This is a genomic window from Lacticaseibacillus zeae subsp. silagei, from assembly GCF_030770335.1.
Taxonomy (GTDB): domain Bacteria; phylum Bacillota; class Bacilli; order Lactobacillales; family Lactobacillaceae; genus Lacticaseibacillus; species Lacticaseibacillus zeae.
On sequence record NZ_CP132484.1, the window covers coordinates 638,150 to 656,577 of the forward strand.

The window sequence follows — 18,428 nt, forward strand, 5'->3', positions numbered from 1 at the left end:
TCAAAGCTCGGCCTTGTTGTAGGCGGGGCAAAAGGCGCCCCACCAACAACAATTCCACGGCTGAGCCCCAAACCGCCTACGATTGCTCCGCTTTGGCACTGGGCTTTTCAAGGATGCAACTAAATATTCTCCGAATTTCTTTTTAGCTTCTTTAGAAACAGACGAATTAATCTTCCGCATAACGTTGCCGGAAGTTGATTCGTCTATTTTTTGTCTTTTATCTTTGCACGAGAGATAATATCATTAGATTTGTGTGATAAATGACCGGTATGAACCCGTGACCTGGTGCATAAGAAGGGATGATCGATATGACCCAACCCGTGATAATTTTGCTTGGTGTTGGCGGCTTTGCTGTTGCCGTCGTTGTGCTTAATCTGCTGTTGGCGTGGCGGCGTCAGGCGAAGTTGAAGTGGCAGCTGCTTGCTGACTGGGGGACGTTGCCGGTTAAGCGTGGTGGTAGCGAGCGCTATTTAAAGACGGCGTATCTTGATCATGAGGCGCAGGTTAATCATGATTGTCTCATTGATGATTTGACGTGGCAGGATTTGGACATGTTTGAGGTGTTTAAACAACTTAATGCCACACAGAGCAGCGTTGGTGCGGAGCGGGTGTATGCTCAGTTGCGGGCTTACGATTTGGGCAAACCTGATGTTAACGAAACGTTGATTGACTTTTTTCGCACGCACGCCGAGGAGCGGCTTAAAGTTCAGCTTGCGTTTGCTGGTTTGGGCACGGAAGCGGCGAATAATAGTCAGCATTATCTGCGTACGACGACGCAAGAGGCCTTGCCGCATGCGTGGCGCTTTAAAGTTTTAGGCGGGTTACCGGTTTTGGGCCTGCTCCTGATTCCGTTGGTGCCAGCACTTGGGGTGGCGGTGGCGACGTTGAGCCTCATGGTGAATCTTTTTTATTACGTTTTGAAAAGGGAGGCGCTGGACGCCGAAGTGATGGCGATGGGGTATTTGGTGCGCACGATTGTGACGGCTGAACATCTCGTCAAAATTGCCCAACCAACGCAAGCGGCTTTGCGCACCGCGTTGAAGCCGATGCGCGGGATCACGCGGCTTGCCTTTGTTTTCCGCACGCGCGATAACAGCAGTGCCGATATGATGACTGAATATTTTAGCAGTATGTTTATGCTGGGCTTTATCGCCTATAACAACGTCCTGACGCGATTGCATAGTCGGCATGCGGAGGCGTTAACTTTGTGGCAGGCGTTAGGCGATTTGGAGTTAGCGATTGCGATTGCTAATTTTCGCGAGGCGCATGGCGACAGCAGCCAACCGGTTTTTGCGGATGGCGGGCTGACAGCGAAGGAGCTGGTTCATCCGTTGCTCAAACATCCGGTGGCCAATCCGGTTGACTGGCAGAAGAACGCCTTGATTACCGGTGCCAACGCGTCTGGCAAATCAACGTATGTCAAAAGTATCGCCGTCAACGCGATATTGGCGCAAACGATCAACACGGTTTTGGCGAAGGACATGTCGCTCCAACCGGGGCTGGTGATCACGGCCATGGCGATCCGGGATGATTTAAGTGAAGGCGACAGCTATTTTGTGGCTGAAATCAAGGCGATTCACCGGCTTTTAAATGCGGTTGCGACCAACAAGCGGATTTACGGCTTCATTGATGAAATTCTGAAAGGCACCAATACGGTCGAACGAATTGCCGCATCGGCCAGTGTGATCAACTGGTTAAGCCACTATCCCAGTTTGGTGGTAGTCGCGACGCATGATAACGAGCTGACCGATATCATGGGTGAACAATGCGTTAACTGGCATTTTCAGGAAAAGGTGACCAAAAAGGATGGCGTTGTCTTTGACTACTTGTTGCATCAAGGCCCGGCGACGTCGCATAATGCGATCACCTTATTGGCCACAATGGCGTATCCGGAGACGTTGATCAAAGACGCGCGGACGCTTGCGGCTGATTTTGAACGGACCAAAGCATGGCCGAGATATCGACAAGGAGGCATTCAGGCGTGACAACAGACAATCAGATTTTTGAAGCAATCCGGCGTGATCCGGCCAATGCAGACTTCACTGCGCAGGGGTGGGATCCGCTTTACCATATCGAGCCAGACGCAACCATTCTGATTGCGAGTCAGGCGCCTGGCCGGAAAGCGCAAACCACGAAAACCTACTGGAATGATCCGAGTGGTGACCGTTTGCGCACTTGGATGGGCGTGACGAACGACCAATTTTATCACAGCGGTAAAATCGCCGTCCTGCCGCTGGACTTTTATTATCCGGGAAAAGGCAAGTCAGGGGATTTACCGCCAAGAAAAGACTTTGCGGCTAAGTGGCATCCCCCGTTGTTGGCACTGATGCCACACATCCAGTTGACGATTGTGATCGGTGCCTATGCGCAAAAGTACTACCTCGGCAAACGCCGGGAAAAGACGCTGACGGCGACCGTCAAAAATTTCCGGGCGTATCTACCGACCTACTTCCCGATCGTCCATCCTTCGCCGTTGAACTACGGCTGGGTGAATCGCAATCCGTGGTTCATGGATGAGGTTGTGCCGGCATTGCAGAAGCGGGTGGCGCGGTTGATAAAGTGATTCGGAACTCAAAAAATGACGGCAAGTACCGAAAATGATAATGTGTGTTTAGAGCTAAGTATAAGTGTCATTCGAAGATCATCGCGGCCTAGTTACCCGCAATATTGATCGATCGTTCGAACGATTGGCGGCTTCCTAAATGGGAGCCGTTTTTTAGTAGACAAATGCAGCGCAGAGGAATCGGTTAAAAATACGACTGCTTCTTTTTTGCTAGTCCGTTTCCTCATTTATGCGGAAAAAGCTGATATGGTCGTGTAACCGGTTACATATTATGCTGGTTCATGTAAGAACAAGAGGAGGAGGTTCAAACATGACAACAGAGTTACCTAAAGACTTTTTATGGGGTGGTGCGGTTGCTGCCCATCAACTGGAAGGCGCTTGGCAAGAAGACGGAAAGGGTGTCAGTGTTGCCGACGTTATGACGGTGGGTGGTCCGGAAAAAGCGCGGACGATCACAGACGGCGTGGTTCCAGGAGAATATTATCCAAACCATGATGGGATCGATTTCTATCATCGTTACAAGGAAGACATCGCTTTGTTCAAGGAAATGGGCTTCAACAGTTTTCGAACCTCGATTGCGTGGACACGAATTTATCCAAATGGCGACGAGACTCAACCAAACGAAGCGGGCTTACAGTTTTACGATGATCTCTTTGATGAACTATTGAGGAACGGCATCGAACCGGTTGTCACCTTGTCACATTTTGAATTACCGTATCACCTTGTGACTGAATATGGTGGATTCAGAAACCGTAAGTTGATTGAATTTTTTGTTCGATTCGCTACTACCTGTTTCGAACGGTATAAGAACAAGGTTAAGTACTGGATGACATTTAACGAAATCAATAACCAAGCAAACTTTGTTGATGATTTTGCACCATTCACCAACTCGGGTTTACGTTATCAACCTGGCGATGATCGGGAGGCCATCATGTATCAGGCAGCCCACAATGAATTGGTTGCCAGTGCAGAAGCCGTGCAAATCGGTCACGCGATCAATCCAACGCTGCAAATCGGTTGCATGATCGCGATGGGGCCGATTTATCCATACAGCATGAATCCTGAGGACGTGTTGTTGGCGCAAAAAGCGATGGAACACAATTACTATTTTGCTGATGTGCACGTTCATGGTGATTATCCGGCAACGTTGCTCAAGTATTGGGAGCGCAAAGGCATTACGCCTGAAATCACTGCAGAAGACCGCCAGATTCTGAAAAATGGCACAGTCGACTATATTGGGCTTAGTTATTACATGTCGCACGCTGTTAAAAAGGATCCAGCTAAATCTTTTGACGATTTCGACTTAAAGCAACTGGTTAAAAATAATTATCTGAAGGCTAGCGATTGGGGATGGCAAATTGATCCGCGCGGGTTGCGGTACGCGCTGAATTGGCTGACAGATCGGTATCGTAAACCCTTGTTCATTGTTGAGAATGGTTTCGGCGCGTATGACAAAGTCGAGGCGAATGGTCAGATTCACGATTCATATCGCATCAATTATTTACGCGCACATATTGAACAAATGAAACTGGCAGTGACGGAAGATGGCGTCGATTTAATCGGCTACTTACCGTGGGGCCCGATTGACCTAGTTTCTGCCGGAACCGGCGAAATGGACAAACGTTATGGCTTCATTTACGTTGATAAGGACAACCAAGGCGAAGGAACGCTTGCTCGTAGCCGTAAAGATTCATTTTTCTGGTACAAACAGGTCATCACGTCCAACGGCGAGAATCTGAGTTAAGACAATGGCAGTCGGCAGTGTGATCGCTGGCCGTCAAGTAGGAAAGGAAGACTGTATCGTGAAAAAAGCATTGATCATCTGTGCAGCAGGAATGTCATCATCCATGATGGCAAAGAAAACCACAGATTACTTTAAGGCACATAGTAAGGACATTCAGTTAGATGCTGTCACGGCAACTGAAGGTGAAGATGAAATCCGCAACGGCGACTTCGATCTTTTCCTGATTTCACCGCAGACCAACATGTATCTGGATAACTTCCAGAAAGTTGGCAAAGAGGTAGGCAAGCCAGTCGTCAGCATTCCCTTTGACGCGTATATTCCAATTCCAATGGGGATCGAGAAAATGGCCAAGTTGGTTGAAAAAAATCTCTGAAGTTATCTTTCCTTCAGGTCGGCGACGACAACACACTTATGTAGAAAGCCGCGAAGTAAAGACCGGATACGAGGAGGCCGTCTGGATGAAGCAGAAAGAGCGCGAGTTAATGCTTTATCTCGTTGAGAATCAGGATCAATATGTCACGAGTAAAGACTTGGCAAACACACTTTTGATGACGCCTAGGACGGTTCGAAGCTATGTTAAAAGTTTAAAAGTCATGATCGAAAAACATGGTGCGAGTCTCGAAGCGAAGCCGAGTTTCGGTTATCGCTTACATATTCTCCACCCGGTGGCGTTTGATCTGTTTTTAAACCAGCATAAGGTGTTAAGTCCAAAAGTCGATGATACTGCAACGGCGTCCGAGTCGATTGATCGCCAGAATTATATTCTCAATAAACTGCTAATCGAGGACGAGGCATTGCTCATGGATGATCTCGCTGATCGGTTGTTTGTCAGTCGCTCAACACTTTCGAAAGACATGATTACTGTCCGTGAGAAGCTGGAGCCTTATGCATTGCATCTTGAGAGCAGGGCGAACAAAGGCTTTTATGTTGTCGGGACAGAACGCAATCGGCGACATTTCATTCTGGATTATTTCTTTAGCCATGGTCAGAATAACTTTCAACGGTTTATGGAAAACAAGTCGTTCTTTGCCGATGTCAGTTTTGAACAGCTGACGATCGTCGTGATCGATGAATGCCGCGAAGCCAGTTTACGGCTGTCAGATTTCATCATTCAAAATATTGTCTTGTACCTGGCACTCAGCATCGAGCGGGTTCGAAAAGGAAACAGTTTACCTCCTGTGAAGGTTGAACAAGCGCCAGAACATCAGCGGCATGATGCAGTGGCTGAGCGGATCATGAAACGGATCGCCAGAAGTACCGGATTGCAGTTTCCGGAAAGTGAAGTTGCTTATTTAGCGATTCAGCTTGTTGCGATGGCAAAGGGAAATCCGCAAGATTCGACTGACCAGGCTCTTTGGAAAGACATGGATCAAGTACTTAAGCGAATCGAAACAGAAACAGGTTATCCAGTGAGCACGGATTATGCATTAAGAAAGAGTCTGGCCGAACACATCAAGCCGATGTTAGTACGGCTACAGCAAGGCATTCAGCTTAAAAATCCACTGTTAAAAGAAATCAAGACCCACTATCCGCAATATTTTGCCGACACCAAGCGCTTTCTAGGCATGTCAAAAATATTGTCTGCGTACACGATTAACGATGACGAGACGGCCTATATGGCGATGCATCTCATGGCGGCAGTCGAAAAGTATCATAATGCCCATAAACTGCGGACCTTGATTATTTGTGCCACCGGTTATGGCAGTGCAGAGTTACTCAACAATCGCGTGCAAAAGGAGTTTGGCGAGGCACTGAATATTGTCGGAGTTAAAGGTTATTACGAAGTCGATGACGAAAGTTTGGCTGACGTTGATCTAATCATTTCAGCGATTGATTTATCGACCCAGGTGCTGCGTGTCCCAGTCATTCAGGTCAGTGTCTTCTTGGGCGAAATGGATGTCCGAGCGATTCGTCAATTTTTGGAGACGCATAATCGCCCACATGGGAAAGCAACTTCAAAAGTCGAGGCTATTGCGGCTGTCGATAAAAGCCTTTTTGATCAATTTACTGGTTCTAGTCGATTTGTACGGTGGACAGAGCCGGTTAATCGCGAGACGGTTTTAAATCACCTTTGCGCTCAATTAGCGCTTCTTGAACCGGCTAATTTTGCCGACGAGTTAAAAGCTCAAGTACATCAACGCGAACAGATGAGCAGCATTATATTTAGTCCAAAAATCGCTGTTCCTCATCCGGCAATGCCAGTCGGCCAATTTACCCAAATTGCCATTGGCGTCATTCCTGCGGGATTGAAATGGTCCGAAAGCTTTCCAGCTGTCCAGCTCGTGTTTCTTCTGTCACCTTCTTATTTGGGGAATCGAGGGCTGACCTCGGTCACCCAGACAATTGTTGCGTTGACTGACCATGCGGATTGGCAAACGTCATTAGTGGCAGCCCCTGATTTTAAAAGTTTTCGTCACCGCTTTTTACAAATGATGGAGGAGGAATAGTGCCGATGAATTCAGATGATATTCAATTAATTGCATTTGAAATTATTTTGCATAGCGGTAATTCAAGAACCATGATTCATGAGGCGTTCGCGGCTATGCGTGTTGGCGATTTTGACAAAGCCGATGAACGATTAAAGGCTTCAAATGACGAATTATTACTAGCACACCAATCACAAAGCGATCTCTTAAAGAAATATGCCGGTGGTACAAAGATCGAGATGGAGATCATTTTAGTTCATGCCCAGGATCACTTGATGACCACGATGACGTTACGCGAAGTTGCACTGGAAATGGAGCACCTTTATCGCAATCAGGCTGCTGCGGGGGAGTTGAAAAACGATGAACCAGAAGATAAAGGCAAGTGAGAACATACAAACACAAACAACGACGACCATTGATAAAAATCGCCAAGCACTTAGTTTACAAAGTATGCGGTTCAATCGATTTTTAGGTATTCGCTATCTAACCGCTGTGTTCTTCTTTGCTAATCTTTGGTGGGCAATCATTGCTAGCAATCTTTGGAGCAAATGGCTGCCGGTGGGGTTAATGGTGCTTGCAATTCCGGTGATTTATGAACAAATTAAACTCTTTGGCACCCCAACGAATCACTTGCCATATACCACACTTTATTTCCGGTGCCAAACAGGGGTGAACATTGGCCTCAGTATTTTGATCGTGACGCCACTATTCAATGCGTTATACCCCTTCGTTCGCGACACGAATAACAACCGCGGCATTGTTCTTTTGATTTTGCTGATCGGTATTGGCCTTGGTGGCTGGTCGTTACGCCGGCTGCATTTGATTGAGCAGAACAAGGATCGACTTTATGGTCGTTTGAAGGCATATCAAGCAACGCTTCACAAGTAACAAACTTTGCGGCGCAGAAGCTTTTTAACACAAGATGGTTAAATGTCGGTCATGAGATCTAAGACCATTAAGTGTCATTCTTGGTGTCATCGCAAGTATTACCGCGCTGGCCCGCTCATAAAAGTAGGAGGAATCTGTAATGGAAAATAACGGGCGCTTTTTCAATTTTATGACGAAGACCTTGCTTAAACCCATGTCGAAGGTTGCCCAATATCGGATTGTACGTGCGGTCATGGCAGCCGGCATGGCGAGTATTCCTTTCACAATTGTCGGCTCAATGGTGTTGGTTCTTAATGTTATCCCTTTAGTTTGGCCGGTGACAGCCGGTTTTTGGAACGCCACCTTTATGAAGTTCAGTGATCTTTATATGGTCATCAACACAGCGACCATGGGCATCTTAGCAATGTACTTTGCGCTGGCGATCGGCTATGAGCTGACCAGAATCATTCAAACAGAGGATAAGCTGAAAGTTGCACCGCTAAACGGCGCGTTCTTGTCACTTTTTGCCTTTTTCATGTGTTTGCCTGAGTTAGTTGTCAAGGGCGGAAAGATTATTCTACTGAATACCATTACGCCAAAAGAAAAAGTAATCAGTGGCTTTCGAATGACGGCAACGATCGATCGTCTGGGAACTTCAGGCATTTTCACAGCAATTATTATGGCGATTGTGGCTGTCTATTTATACAAATTTTGTGTCAAGCATAATTGGACGATCAGAATGCCGGAAGCTGTCCCTGAAGGTGTTTCCCGTTCGTTCACTGCTTTGATCCCAACCGCTGTCATTGCCCTTGTTGTGATGGTCATCAATGGCTCGCTTGTCTTGTTAGGGACGGATATTTTCAAAATGATTTCAATTCCGTTTAGTTTTGTCACCAATCTGACGAGTACATGGGTCGGGGTCATCGTCATCGAATTCCTGATCCATGCCCTGTGGATTGTCGGTGTTCATGGCGCAAACATTATCAGTGCTTTTATCGGCCCGATTTTGCTGACCAACATGGCTGCTAATGCAAAAGGTGCACATATTCCGTTTGCCGGGGAATTCAACAACTCATTTGCGATTATGGGTGGCTCCGGGGCCACACTTGGTCTTTGCATTTTCATTGCCTTTGCTGCACGCTCGGAACAGCTGAAGGTTTTGGGGAGAGCATCGTTAGCGCCAGCATTTTTCAATATCAATGAGCCACTGATTTTCGGTCTGCCAATCGTTTATAATCCTTATCTGGCGATTCCATTCTTCTTGGCACCGATGGCAAGTGCTTCATTGGCTTATGCTGCCTTTTATTTTCGATTAATCAATCCGATCATCACGCAGGCACCATGGCCATCACCAATGGGCTTCGGCGCATTGATCAGTACCGTCGATATACGAGCGGTAATTGTGGCGATCCTGTGTGGCATCGTGGCATTTCTGATCTGGTTTCCGTTTATCAAACTGTACGATGCTAAATTGGTCAATGACGAAAAGCAGGTTGCTACTGGAAAAGAGGCTGGAGCATAGCACTCTCAATCGTATGACTATCGTTGTATAGCCAAAAAAGCTGTTCGCAAGATGCTGGAACAGTTTCAGCTTATAGGAAGCTTGCTGTTTAGGATGATTCAAAGGTATACACAAAAACCGACATCAATCGCGATGTCGGTTTTTTGTGTCTTGAATTGTTTAATGATTAAGGCAAAACCGCAAAGATCAACGCGCCTGCCACGCCGCCTGCCAGTGGGCCTAAAACCGGTACCCAGGCATATGGCCAGTCGGAATCGCCTTTGTTGGCAATTGGTAAAATGGCATGCGCCAACCGCGGGCCAAGGTCTCGGGCCGGGTTAATGGCATAACCAGTGGTGCCGCCAAGTGATAAGCCAATCGCGGTGATCAGGATGCCGACGCCGATTGGATTCAGGCCATCTGTCCATTTGCCTTTGGTGAAGGCCAACAGTCCGAAAATTAAGACGGCAGTCCCGATGAACTCGGAAATGAAGTTGGCTGCGTAACTGCGAATGGCCGGGCCAGTGGCAAAGACGCCTAAGGTTGCTGCAGGATCCTTGGTGGCTGCCCAGTGCGGGTAGTAATGCAACCAGACAGCAGCTGCTCCGAGCAACGCACCCAGTAACTGGGCGATGATAAATGGCATGACCCACGCCCAAGGGAATTTGCCAATCACAGCAAACGCTACGGTGACTGCGGGGTTAAGGTGTGCCGGTCCTAAGAAGGCGGCGGTATAAACGCCCATGGTCACGGCCAATCCCCATCCTAGGGTAATGGCAACCCAACCGGCACCATTAGCTTTGGATTTGTTTAGTGACACGCCTGCGACCACGCCATCGCCAAGGAGGATTAAAACGAAGGTACCAATGAATTCACCTAATGCTTGTGTCCACATATGGGTGCCCCTTTCTAGGCTTGAGGAGCCGAAGCCGGCGCCTTCTTCAAGTCATCCAACCGACTCTCACTAATGGCCTGTTCCAAATCAGCCAGCTGTTGTGCCTTGGTTGCTTCGTCCCAACCCAAGATGCGGGCCATTTCGTCCACAACCGGCTGTTTCAAATCATCCAGCGTTTCAGCATGGAAAAGAATGGCATTGGTCCGGCGCAACAGGTAATCAACCGGCGTCAGCGTCATTTCTTCATTGATTGAATAGCGCAGGCTCATGGTTTCTTTGAGGCTCAAACCTGGTGCCGACTGGCCGTCAGCATACGTAACCACGCGACTGATGTTGGAGCCGTAGCGATTGGCAAGGTCAGCGGCGTCTTTTTCAGGCATGCCAGCGTCAATCCCAATCCGAGTGTAGAACGCAATCGTATCGTCAACATTGGTCGGATCAAAATGACCGCCGGAGACTTGAAGCTTTTTAGAATCAACGGTGCGGGTTTCGGTCGCAAATTTTTCAGCCAAGACACGACGAATCAAGGCAAGGGCACCAGCCGCCATTTTCCGGTAGTCGGTAATTTTCCCACCGGACAGCGTGATCATGCCATCATCAGCTTGGCGAAGGGAGCTACCGCGGGAAATCTGGGATGGACTCAGGGACGCTTCGGCATGCGCGGTCTCCAGTTTGGAAATGGCGTGCTCAACATCGGACCGGGTTGCTTGGTTATCTTCGTAATCGTTAACGACTTTGACCAAGGCTTCGAACGAATCGTCGGAAACTTTACCGGTATTGGCACCACCGCCGTTATAATCGGAGCTGCCGTTGTTGGCAATCAGTGGCCGCAGACCGGCCCAGCTGGCTTCGATGTCGTCGATCGTGATGTGGCTTTCCGGGAAGCGCTTGTTGATCACTTTCAGCAGGTAATCCACATCGGCTTGCTCGACGCGTGGATGCTTGAAGTCGCCGGTATAGTCCGTGTCGGTCGTACCGAAGTAAGTCTTACCTTCACGCGGCACCACGAAGAACATCCGGCCGTCATTCAAACCCGTATCCATATAAGTCGGTTGCGGTACCGGCAGACGGGAACCATCGACAACTAGATGAACCCCTTTAGTCGGACGCAGTGTTGGGGCCTGATTTTCGTTCTTGTCGAGCGCTTTAAACTTGTCGGACCATGGACCGGTGGTGTTGATCACGAGTTTGGCATGAATATCGAATTCGCTGTCATCTAAAAGATCCTTGACGCGTAAACCGATGACTTGGCCAGCGTCATTGTGCAAGACACCGATCGCCTTCACGCGGCTGGCCATAAGTCCGCCAAGTTCAGCCGCTTCTTTAATGTTTTCGATAACCAGGCGCGCATCATTGTTTACGAAGTCGAGGTAAACGCCACCGCCTTGCAGCCCGTCTTTTTCAAGCTGCGGTTCACGTTGTAGAATTTCATCTTTCGTAACGGTGTAGTTGGCATATTGCGAGCCTTCGACGTTTGCCAGCCGATCATAAAGATCCATCGCGATTTTGATGCTGAACATGTCGAAAGTGCTGCCAGGTTCCTGGAAAATCGGCAGTAACATCGGGAATGGCCGCGGAATGTGCGGCGCGATGCCTTGAACAACGGCCCGTTCCTTGACGGTATCGGCAACAACGCCAACGTCAAATGTCTTAAGGTAACGGATGCCGCCGTGGACCAGTTTGGTCGAACGTGAACTGGTGCCTTCAGCAAAGTCCTGCATTTCGATCAAGCCGGTCTTGATGCCACTTGCGGCCGCCTGAATCGCCACTCCGGCACCGGTAATGCCGCCACCGACAACCAGAAGATCCAGTTCGGTTTGCTTTAATTGTTCAATCGTTTGTTTGCGGGTTTCATTTGAAAATGCCATTTTTATAAACTCCTTTTGAATAATGATTGAATGATTTTTTTAAAAAGAATTAGTTGTGTTTGTCCGTATGCTTGTACATCTGAGTGGCGGCAACCGCTTGCTTCCAGCCTTCGTACAGATAGTCACGATCGACGGCGTCCATTTGTGGCTCAAACCGCTTGCCGACCTTGACAATGCTTTGCAGTTCGTCGGTGTTGTTCCAGAAGCCCGTAGCCAAGCCGGCAAAGAAGGCAGCGCCCATCGCGGTGGTTTCAAGGTTCGCGGCCCGTTCGATCGGAATCCCTAGAATATCGGCTTGGAATTGCATCAGGTAATCATTATTGGCAGCCCCGCCATCAACGCGTAGTGCCGGAATCGGCATACCGGTATCGGCGTTCATCGTGTCGACAACATCGCGGGATTGATATGCAAGCGATTGCAAAGTTGCCTTAATAAAATCTTCGCGGGTCGTACCGCGGGTAATCCCGAAAATGGCACCGCGGGCATCGGAATCCCAGTAAGGAGCCCCCAAACCGGTAAAGGCGGGAACAACATAGACTTCATTTTGACTTTTTGATGCCAAAGCGGCGGCTTCTGAATCGCTTGAGCGTTCAATCATTTTCATTGCATCGCGCAGCCATTGAATGGCACTGCCGGCAACGAAGACCGAGCCTTCAAGTGCGTAGGTGACTTTGCCATCAAGACCATAGCCGATGGTAGTCAGCAGGTTGTGATTGGAAAGGGTGGGTTTGTCGCCGGTGTTCATGACAATGAAGGCACCGGTTCCGTAAGTGTTCTTGACCATACCTGGTTGAATCGCCAACTGACCGAACAAAGCGGCTTGCTGGTCCCCGACCATGCCAGCGATCGGAACCGTGCTGCCGAAAAAGTGATAAGCAGCAGCATCGCCATAGATTTCCGAGTTACTGCGGACTTCCGGCAACATTTGCTTAGGAATGTTCAAAATGCGCAGAATCTCGTCGTCCCAATCCAACTTATGAATGTTAAACAGCATGGTACGCGAGGCGTTGGTGTAATCCGTGACGTGAATCGCGCCGCCGGACAGCTTCCAGGAAAGCCAGGTGTCGATCGTTCCAAAAAGCAGTTCACCTTTTTCCGCACGTTCCTGGGCACCCGGAACGTGATCCAGAATCCAGCGAATTTTGGTTGCTGAGAAGTAAGAATCAATCAGCAGCCCCGTAGCATCGTGAATAAGATCGTCGTATCCATCGGCTTTGAGCTGATCAGCAATCTCGCTGGTTTGCCGGGATTGCCAGACAATGGCGTTATAAATCGGCAAGCCCGTTTGCTTATCCCAAACAACCGTGGTTTCCCGCTGATTGGTGATGCCGATGCCGACGATTTGCCGCGGCTGAATATGGGATTCAATGAAAGCCGTGGCAATCGTTGACAGGGCAGCGTTCCAGATTTCGTTAGCGTTATGCTCTACCCAACCGGGATGCGGAAAATACTGCGGAAACTCGCGTTGTGCATCCGCCACTTTTTGTCCATTATGGTCGATGATGATGGTCCGGGTGCTGGTCGTTCCTTCATCAATCGCTAAAATATATTGTTGTTCGTTTGTCACGATTAGCTACCTCCAGTGAAATATAATTGCACACAATGAAAACGTTTCCGGTAATAGTTATACCCGATCGCCGGGACGAATGCAAGCATTATGCTTATATAAATCATAAGTTATTTTAACCATAAGACCTATATTCGCAATTGAGAATATAGATTCACCTAAATTTCATTAGGCTTATGCATTCAGAAACACGAAACCCGGCATGGCGGCCGGGTTAGGTAAGGCTGATTAGATGAGTTGTTTGAGCTGATAAATGTGGTCAAAAATTTTGTCTTCCTGTCGCCGATCGTCCCAAGAAAAATTGTGCATCGTGCTATTCGGGCGGTTGATTTTTTTGTACAGAACCGTTGGATTATACGCATACTTGCCGCGGGTATGAGCAACATACTCGGCTGTGAAGTCATAATCCTCGGCGATTCGCAGCTGCTCTTTGTAGCGAATGTTGCCGGCATCCAAAGCAGCGTGGGAAAAGGCTTTGTTCCAAATATACCCGCCGATTTCCGTCCCGTGATGAGAAACCTGTTCAAACATTTCGGCCTGGGACAATAAGCGGAACCGATCAGGACCGCCGCGGCTGCGATGCCACCAATCGTAACCAACCGCGGTCGCAACGACACCTGACGTGAAGCCGCGGACAAGGGTCTCGGCAAAAGTAGGCGCGATCAAATCGTCACCATCAACGAAAGCAATAAACCGACCACTGGCATGATCAATCCCAAAGTTGCGGGCGGCGCCAATACCACGATGACGATCAAAAGCCGTAGCATGGTAATTTGGCACGCCGCGTACAAAATCGGCCGCGGTTTGCGCCGTCCGATCCGTTGAAGCATCATCGATAAGCCACAACTCAACATCAATCGTCTGTTCCTGAATGGTTTTAAGGGTAGCCGGCAGATACCGGCCAAGATTGTACGTTGGCACAATGATGGTTAAATCCAAATTTGTCATAAAAACCAAAACCTCCTTGGCGGCACCGCAATTCTCCACAGTGCCGAAGCGGTTAAATCATTGCAATATCGGCTCTTTGCTCTGATTATTATCGTCAGTTTTGGGTAGGCGTCAATTAAAATGACTTGGGTGCCTGCAAGCACGCTGATCAAACCGGCATAAGCGCAAGTGGATATTAAAATTTTAGTAAAACATAACCAGATAACACAGCAAGGAACGACCACATGCCCCAATCCAAATAAATTATTTTGACAATAGCGCTTCCATTTGCGCTACTTTTTTAGTAAAATAAAAACGGTTACAAAAATCGCGAACAAATTGACGTATTTTTTTAAACATAGGAGGAATCAAGAGTGAACAGTACAGATGTCACGAAAGGTTTTACGGAGCAATTTGGTAAGCAGGCGGAGCATACGTTCTTCGCGCCGGGACGGATTAACCTGATTGGTGAACATACCGATTACAATGGCGGGCACGTTTTCCCTTGCGCGATTTCGCTTGGTACTTATGCCGCGGTTGGTGCTAATGAAGACAATGCGTTCCGTTTGTATTCAGCTAACTTCCCTAAGGTTGGTATCATCGACATTCCGTTCCCGGATCTTTTCCAGGAAAAGCGCGGTTTGTGGACGGATTATTTCCAGGGTATGGCGCGCGTGATGAAGACGGCGGGGATTAATTATACCCACGGCCTGAACGTTTATATTAATGGTAATTTGCCGGATGGCGCCGGCTTATCGAGCTCAGCTTCGTTGGAAATGCTGGTCGGCACGATTCTGAACAATCTTTTTGACGGCGGATTTGCCCCGTTGGATTTGGTTAAATTCGGCGTGAAAGTCGAAAACGATTATATCGGCGTTAACTCCGGGATCATGGATCAGTTTGCCGTCGAAATGGGCCGCGCCAACCAAGCAACCTTGCTGGACACGAACACGATGAAATACGAGTATCTGCCGGTTGAAATGGGCGATAACGTCATCGTCATCATGAACACCAACAAGCGTCGCGAATTGGCTGATTCCAAGTACAACGAACGCCGCAGTGAATGCGAAAAGGCTTTGGCAATGCTGCAAAAAGGCATCAAAGTAAAGAGCCTTGGTCAGCTGACTGAAGACGAATTTGACGAAAATACCTACCTCATTTATGACCCGATTCTGATCAAACGTGCCCGCCATGCGGTTTTTGAAAACCAACGGACACTGACGGCAGCACAAGCATTGCAAAAAGGCGACCTGACGACCTTCGGCAAGCTGGTTTCCGCATCTGGGGTTTCCTTGGCCTTTGATTATGAAGTTACCGGCGTTGAACTCGATACTTTGGTAACCAACGCCCTGAAACAACGCGGCGTCTTAGGTGCACGGATGACTGGTGCCGGTTTTGGCGGCTGCGCGATCGCGATTGTTAACAGCGCTGACGTCGAGGACTTTATTAGTAACGTTGGCAAAGCTTATACTGAGAAGATCGGCTATGATGCGCACTTCTATGTGGCAGACATTGCCGACGGAGCTAAGCAGTTAAACTAGCGCTGACGGAATATATCAGTTAGTGCAGACGGATGCGGAAGCAAAAAGTAAAGGAGAAAATATTAACATGACAATTGCAGTTTTAGGTGGCGCAGGCTACATCGGTTCACATACGGTTAAGCAACTATTGGCTGACGGGGAAGATGTTATTGTTTTAGACAACTTGATTACCGGTCATCGCAAGGCGGTTGATCCGCGTGCCCGTTTTTACCAAGGCGACATTCGCGATTACCACTTCCTGAGCCAAGTTTTCAGCAAGGAAAAGATCGACGGCATCGTGCACTTTGCGGCCTTTTCGATTGTGCCGGAATCCATGAAAGATCCACTGAAGTATTTTGACAACAACACCGGTGGCATGATCACGCTGCTTGAAGCGATGAACCAGTTCGGCATTAAAAAGATTGTCTTCTCATCGACCGCTGCTACTTATGGCGAACCGAAGCAGGTGCCGATTAAGGAAACCGATCCGCAAGTGCCAACCAACCCATACGGCGAAAGTAAACTGGCCATGGAAAAGATCATGCACTGGGCCGACATTGCTTATGGTCTGAAGTTTGTTGCGCTGCGATACTTCAACGTGGCTGGGGCAATGCCAGATGGTTCGATTGGTGAAGATCATCATCCGGAAACGCACTTGATCCCAATCATTTTGCAGGTTGCGGCAGGTACTCGGACCGGTCTGCAGATTTATGGCGATGATTACCCAACCAAGGATGGCACCAATGTTCGTGATTATGTACATGTGGTTGATTTAGCTGATGCCCACGTACTGGCATTGAAGTATTTGAACGCGGGCAACCAGTCATCGGCTTTCAATATCGGCTCCGCACACGGCTTCTCGAATATGGAAATCCTGAATGCCGCGCGTAAAGTGACCGGCCAGAAGATTCCGGCAACCATGGCGCCGCGGCGTGCAGGCGACCCAAGTACCTTAATCGCCAGCTCGGACAAGGCACGCGACATCTTAGGCTGGAAAACGAACTATGATGACATCGACAAAATCATCGAGACTGCCTGGAACTGGCACGAGAATCATCCGGAAGGCTTTGGTGACCGTAATTGACCGCAATTACCAATCATATTGAGACCATTATTAAGCTGAATCCTGATTATACCCACATGGACGCCGTGTACCTGACCAACAAGTTGCTGAACCTAATCGGGGATGCGGCACTGGACTTGCCAGGTGACGAGGATCCGCTGAAAAATCTGGATTTGATGGTTCAAGCGGCCCAGGATAACGGTAAAATTCCGGATTCACAGTCAGCCCGCCAGATTCTTGAAGCGCAGCTGATGGATTTTGCCACACCGACTCCGAGTCGCGTCAACCAAATGTTCTGGGATAAGTATCAGGCGGGTCCGCGGGCTGCGACTGACTGGTTTTTTGCTTTGAGTCGAGCGAATAATTACATTCAAACTCGGGCGATTGCCAAGAATCTGGTCTTTCCGGCTAAAACCGAGTATGGCAACTTGGAAATTACGGTCAACCTCTCCAAGCCGGAAAAAGATCCGAAAGATATTGCCGCAGCAGCCCACGCTCAGTCCGGTTATCCGGCATGTGCGTTGTGCCTGCAAACGGAAGGCTATGCAGGTCGCAGTAATTTTGCTGCACGTACCAACCACCGGATTATCCGCTTCCTGTTAGGTGGGAAAACCTGGGGCTTCCAATATTCGCCATATGCTTATTTCAATGAGCATGCGATCTTCTTGGATGCCATTCATGAACCGATGGTGATTGATCAGAGCACATTTGAAAATCTGTTGGCGATTGTGGCCATGTTCCCGACGTATTTTGTCGGCTCCAACGCGGATTTGCCAATTGTTGGCGGTTCGATGCTGGCTCACGAGCATTACCAAGGTGGCCGGCATACGTTCCCGATGGCTAAGGCACCAATTGAGACCCAAGTCGAGATTAGCGGCCATCCGCATGTTTTCGCCGGTATCGTGAAGTGGCCGATGAGTGTCATTCGCTTGGTCAGCGCTGATCGCGAAGAACTGGTGAATGCCGCTGAACATGTTCGGCAGGTATGGGATCAGTATACGGATGAATCCGTTGACGTACGGGCGTTTGTGGACGGTAAGCCGCACCACACCGTAACACCGATTGCCCGTCGTGTCGGCTCCGAATACCAACTGGATCTGGTTTTGCGTGACAATCAGACCAGTAAGCAGTATCCTGACGGTATTTTCCACCCGCATCAGGATGTCCAGCATATTAAAAAGGAAAATATCGGACTGATTGAAGTGATGGGACGCGCCATTTTACCGGCACGGCTCAAGACGGAATTGGCTGAGGTGCAAAAATATTTATTAGGTGAAGCCAATGACATGAAGCCGATGCACAAAGCCTGGGCGGACCAGCTTAAGGCCAAATACCAGTGGACGCCGGATAACGCAGAAGCCCAGCTGCAAGAAGCTGTGGGCCGCGTCTTTGCCCGCGTGCTGGAAGATGCCGGCGTGTTCAAACGCGATGAAATCGGTCAGGAAGCGTTTGGCCGCTTCTGCCGCACGCTTTAAGCGCACTTTTTG

Annotated in this window: 15 protein-coding genes; 11 read left to right on the forward strand and 4 right to left on the reverse strand. The window is 48.8% G+C overall.

Going from position 1 to position 18,428, the window contains the following annotated elements; translation table 11 throughout:
- Positions 1-308: 308 nt before the first annotated feature.
- The 8 genes from LACZS1_RS02990 (at position 309) to celB (ending at position 9,122) form a co-directional block, all read left to right on the forward strand.
- Complete coding sequence (locus tag LACZS1_RS02990) at positions 309-1,985, forward strand: MutS-related protein (RefSeq protein WP_306402900.1); 1,677 nt, start codon at positions 309-311, stop codon at positions 1,983-1,985.
- Positions 1,949-2,563, forward strand: coding sequence for a uracil-DNA glycosylase family protein (locus tag LACZS1_RS02995; RefSeq protein ID WP_070652097.1), 615 nt, complete (start codon positions 1,949-1,951; stop codon positions 2,561-2,563). The genes LACZS1_RS02990 and LACZS1_RS02995 overlap by 37 nt, the downstream gene beginning before the upstream one ends.
- Before the next feature lie 310 nt (positions 2,564-2,873).
- On the forward strand, positions 2,874-4,307 hold the full coding sequence (locus LACZS1_RS03000) for a 6-phospho-beta-glucosidase (RefSeq protein WP_070652098.1): 1,434 nt from the start codon (positions 2,874-2,876) through the stop codon (positions 4,305-4,307).
- Between the two features lie 58 nt (positions 4,308-4,365).
- A complete protein-coding gene (locus LACZS1_RS03005) occupies positions 4,366-4,680 on the forward strand; it encodes a PTS cellobiose transporter subunit IIB (protein WP_010493446.1) in 315 nt (104 codons plus the stop codon).
- Positions 4,681-4,765: 85 nt separating this feature from the next.
- Complete coding sequence (locus LACZS1_RS03010) at positions 4,766-6,754, forward strand: BglG family transcription antiterminator (RefSeq protein WP_070652099.1); 1,989 nt, start codon at positions 4,766-4,768, stop codon at positions 6,752-6,754.
- Positions 6,755-6,759: 5 nt separating this feature from the next.
- Positions 6,760-7,119, forward strand: a complete 360-nt coding sequence (locus tag LACZS1_RS03015) for a PTS cellobiose transporter subunit IIA (RefSeq protein ID WP_047107274.1) — start codon at positions 6,760-6,762, stop codon at positions 7,117-7,119.
- Entirely contained in the window at positions 7,094-7,621 is a 528-nt protein-coding gene (locus LACZS1_RS03020) for a hypothetical protein (RefSeq protein ID WP_083311637.1), read from the forward strand. Before LACZS1_RS03015 ends, LACZS1_RS03020 begins: the two co-directional genes overlap by 26 nt.
- A 139-nt stretch (positions 7,622-7,760) precedes the next feature.
- Entirely contained in the window at positions 7,761-9,122 is a 1,362-nt protein-coding gene (celB, locus tag LACZS1_RS03025) for a PTS cellobiose transporter subunit IIC (protein ID WP_093997871.1), read from the forward strand.
- A gap of 166 nt (positions 9,123-9,288) precedes the next feature.
- Here the strand turns inward: celB and LACZS1_RS03030 are convergent, their stop codons facing one another.
- The 4 genes from LACZS1_RS03030 to LACZS1_RS03045 form a co-directional block, all read right to left on the reverse strand.
- The gene (locus tag LACZS1_RS03030; protein WP_070652100.1) at positions 9,289-9,996 is read right to left on the reverse strand and encodes an MIP/aquaporin family protein; all 708 of its coding nucleotides are present in this window, start codon (positions 9,994-9,996) and stop codon (positions 9,289-9,291) included.
- 14 nt (positions 9,997-10,010) lie between these two features.
- Positions 10,011-11,864 carry a type 1 glycerol-3-phosphate oxidase gene (glpO, locus tag LACZS1_RS03035; protein WP_070652101.1) on the reverse strand — a complete coding sequence of 618 codons (1,854 nt, stop codon included), beginning with the start codon at positions 11,862-11,864 and terminating at the stop codon, positions 10,011-10,013.
- A gap of 49 nt (positions 11,865-11,913) precedes the next feature.
- On the reverse strand, positions 11,914-13,431 hold the full coding sequence (glpK, locus tag LACZS1_RS03040; RefSeq protein WP_070652102.1) for a glycerol kinase GlpK: 1,518 nt from the start codon (positions 13,429-13,431) through the stop codon (positions 11,914-11,916).
- A gap of 228 nt (positions 13,432-13,659) precedes the next feature.
- A complete protein-coding gene (locus tag LACZS1_RS03045) occupies positions 13,660-14,379 on the reverse strand; it encodes a glycosyltransferase family 2 protein (protein ID WP_070652103.1) in 720 nt (239 codons plus the stop codon).
- 353 nt (positions 14,380-14,732) lie between these two features.
- Here LACZS1_RS03045 and LACZS1_RS03050 point away from each other — a divergent pair, with 353 nt between their 5' ends.
- The 3 genes from LACZS1_RS03050 to LACZS1_RS03060 all read left to right on the forward strand — a co-directional run bounded on the left by LACZS1_RS03050 (position 14,733) and on the right by LACZS1_RS03060 (position 18,416).
- Positions 14,733-15,899 carry a galactokinase gene (locus tag LACZS1_RS03050; RefSeq protein ID WP_070652104.1) on the forward strand — a complete coding sequence of 389 codons (1,167 nt, stop codon included), beginning with the start codon at positions 14,733-14,735 and terminating at the stop codon, positions 15,897-15,899.
- Positions 15,900-15,966: 67 nt separating this feature from the next.
- Positions 15,967-16,962 (forward strand): UDP-glucose 4-epimerase GalE, encoded by a 996-nt coding sequence (galE, locus tag LACZS1_RS03055; RefSeq protein WP_070652105.1) that lies wholly within the window; start codon positions 15,967-15,969, stop codon positions 16,960-16,962.
- Positions 16,959-18,416 (forward strand): UDP-glucose--hexose-1-phosphate uridylyltransferase, encoded by a 1,458-nt coding sequence (locus tag LACZS1_RS03060; RefSeq protein ID WP_070652106.1) that lies wholly within the window; start codon positions 16,959-16,961, stop codon positions 18,414-18,416. The genes galE and LACZS1_RS03060 overlap by 4 nt, the downstream gene beginning before the upstream one ends.
- The last annotated feature ends 12 nt before the right edge of the window (positions 18,417-18,428 follow it).

Coding starts and splice junctions, on each gene's coding strand:
- LACZS1_RS03030 (WP_070652100.1), bottom strand. CDS start 9,996: ATGTGGACACAAGCATTAGGTGAATTCATTGGTACCTTCGTTTTAATC.
- LACZS1_RS03015 (WP_047107274.1), top strand. CDS start 6,760: ATGAATTCAGATGATATTCAATTAATTGCATTTGAAATTATTTTGCAT.
- glpO (WP_070652101.1), bottom strand. CDS start 11,864: ATGGCATTTTCAAATGAAACCCGCAAACAAACGATTGAACAATTAAAG.
- LACZS1_RS03045 (WP_070652103.1), bottom strand. CDS start 14,379: ATGACAAATTTGGATTTAACCATCATTGTGCCAACGTACAATCTTGGC.
- LACZS1_RS03010 (WP_070652099.1), top strand. CDS start 4,766: ATGAAGCAGAAAGAGCGCGAGTTAATGCTTTATCTCGTTGAGAATCAG.
- LACZS1_RS02995 (WP_070652097.1), top strand. CDS start 1,949: ATGGCCGAGATATCGACAAGGAGGCATTCAGGCGTGACAACAGACAAT.
- LACZS1_RS02990 (WP_306402900.1), top strand. CDS start 309: ATGACCCAACCCGTGATAATTTTGCTTGGTGTTGGCGGCTTTGCTGTT.
- celB (WP_093997871.1), top strand. CDS start 7,761: ATGGAAAATAACGGGCGCTTTTTCAATTTTATGACGAAGACCTTGCTT.
- galE (WP_070652105.1), top strand. CDS start 15,967: ATGACAATTGCAGTTTTAGGTGGCGCAGGCTACATCGGTTCACATACG.
- LACZS1_RS03020 (WP_083311637.1), top strand. CDS start 7,094: ATGAACCAGAAGATAAAGGCAAGTGAGAACATACAAACACAAACAACG.
- LACZS1_RS03000 (WP_070652098.1), top strand. CDS start 2,874: ATGACAACAGAGTTACCTAAAGACTTTTTATGGGGTGGTGCGGTTGCT.